Here is a 2,147-nt window from a genome sequence, read left to right as displayed (position 1 = left end):
CCTCAGTGAAGGTCCTATGTTACCACAGGCTATTATCTTCGGATCTCCGCAGTGGCAGGCGTAGCAGTTACCCCTTCTGCTCTTTCCGCCCTTCTTGGGGTCTCCGAAGAGCTTCTCACCCCTTGCTCTGTTATTTCCTACAACACCACCTTCGGGGAACTTCACTGTGGCGAGCATATCCTTCTTGAAGGTTTCAGGGTCTATACCCTCAGGAACGAGCTGGGTTGGGTTTGAGCAAGCCTTCTGATACTTGTCCTGGTTGGAAAGGGCTATCCTGAACTTCTCCGTCTTGCTCAGCTTCTTCTCAGCTTTCTTTGGTGCCTCCGCCTGCTGAGCTGCGGGCTGACAGGCAACGAGCAGGCCAAGTCCTACCATAGCTCCAGCTATAAATACCTTCTTCATCTTCTCCCCTCCTTTACCTTAAGAGTCCGGGAACTTCTATGGTTGCACCGTTGGCAGCCTTCTTCATGTATAGCTCAAGGGCTATGACCCACTTAGAGTAGGGTGGTGGCTTCTTCACCCAGTCCTTCTTCTGGTGCCACTGCTTCACGTAGAGAAGGTAAGCCTTCCAGCAGCTTCTGACCCTGTCCTCCATGGTCCACATCCTGTCGGAGCCGAACCTGTAGGCGGGCCAGTGGGTATAGAGCTTGTTCTTAACGGGGTCTGGGAGCCCTTGGAGCCTTATCCTCTTTCCAGCCAGGACTGTGTGGCATATACCGCAGGAGAAGTCCCTCGCTCCTACCCTCGTGTACCAGAGCTTTTTACCGTATTCATAGAGCTCCTTCTCCTGTGGGTCGTCCAGCTGGACGTTTATCTTCATGCCGTTTGAAAGCGAAGCGACGAAGGTTGCAAGGGGAACCCTGTAGGGTCCGCTCCACTTGTTGAACTTCTTTTTGAACTTCTTGTCCTTGGCGTTGTAGCCCATGTACTTGGTCATGCATGCGAGTATGCGGGTATCTATGTCCGCTACCTTGTCTATGTCCTTGTAGTACCTGGGCATCTTTGCATAGGCTCCCTCAAGCTTCTTTCCGTCCTGCCCGTGGCAGGTAGCGCAGGACTTCCCGTTAGGTCCGGGCTTGTGGAACATCTCCCTTCCTTCATCAATGAAGGCGTGCCCCGGGTGCATACCCAGCTCAAGAAGCTCCTTAAGGTGAGTGGGGAGCTGTTCCTGAGCCAAAGAAGCTGCCGTAAAGACCGCCCCTCCTGCTAAAGCTGCTGAGACAAAAAATGCCCTCTTCTTCATGCTAACCCCTCCTTGTTAACTGACGTTAATCTTGACCTCTTTAGACCACTTGCCTCCCTTGTTGTCTTCGTACTTGATGGTGAGCGTACCGGACTCGGTAGCCTTCATCTTGATGGCGAAGTATGGGTTCTTACTCACGCCGGCTCCCGTGTGAAGGGTGGTCACCTTCTTGCCGTTGAAGAGGAACTCAACCTTGGTTATGTAGTGGGCGGGTATGATCTTACCGGTCTTCTTATCCTTCCTGAAGCCGGTCTCCATGGGGTGGGTTATAACCATCTGGATCTTGAAGACCTGCCCCTTACTTATCCTTCTGGGCACTCTTACTATAGCTCTTCCTATTCTTGCCATCTCTTACCTCCCTTAAAGGTTTTTTATTAACCACAACCGCCTACCGTTACCTTAACTTCTTTTGCAGCAGCGAGAAGGCTTCCGTCCTTCATCTTAACGACAGCCCTGACGGGTGATGTCTTAGCGAGCTTTATCCTTGTGGCGAAGAAGACCTCGCCGTTCATTGGGGTGAACTCAACGGTAGCCACCCAGGGATTGAAGTTTGCATCCGCGAATATGTAGAGAGCCTCAACCTGATCAACAGGTATGTTGGCACTCACCTGAACAGGAACGTTTGCTCCGGACTCCGCTATGGTGGGTGCCTTGATGTGGATGAGATTGCTCTCCTTGAGACCGGAGAGTCCTGTGCCCAGATGCTCCTTCAGGGCGTCCTCAATGGATATCTTCTTCGGTGCCCCGAAGGACTCCCTGACCATACCGGGAGCGACCGTAAGTGCCACCGCTCCCACTCCTGCGACCTTGAAAAGGTCCCTCCTTGTAATCATCTCTAACACCTCCTTAGGTTTGATTTCTTGCAAGCCTTAAAGAGCAGGTTGAGAAAGTCATCCCTCTCCCT

General features: G+C 52.4%; 4 protein-coding genes. All 4 read right to left on the bottom strand.

What is annotated here, in order from left to right:
* The coding region (locus AC1HCM_RS01270; protein WP_479459964.1) for a sulfur oxidation c-type cytochrome SoxX at positions 1-402 on the bottom strand (402 nt) is incomplete at its 3' end.
* 13 nt (positions 403-415) lie between these two features.
* Positions 416-1,243, bottom strand: a complete 828-nt coding sequence (gene soxA / locus AC1HCM_RS01265; protein WP_479459963.1) for a sulfur oxidation c-type cytochrome SoxA — start codon at positions 1,241-1,243, stop codon at positions 416-418.
* 15 nt (positions 1,244-1,258) lie between these two features.
* Positions 1,259-1,591, bottom strand: coding sequence for a thiosulfate oxidation carrier complex protein SoxZ (soxZ, locus tag AC1HCM_RS01260; protein ID WP_479459962.1), 333 nt, complete (start codon positions 1,589-1,591; stop codon positions 1,259-1,261).
* Between the two features lie 26 nt (positions 1,592-1,617).
* Complete coding sequence (gene soxY, locus AC1HCM_RS01255; protein ID WP_479459961.1) at positions 1,618-2,076, bottom strand: thiosulfate oxidation carrier protein SoxY; 459 nt, start codon at positions 2,074-2,076, stop codon at positions 1,618-1,620.
* Positions 2,077-2,147: the final 71 nt, after the last annotated feature.

The sequence above is a fragment of the Hydrogenivirga sp. genome, from assembly GCF_056450045.1.
The sequence above is the reverse complement of the archived record's forward strand: the minus strand, read 5'-3'. Positions and strand labels throughout refer to the sequence as shown.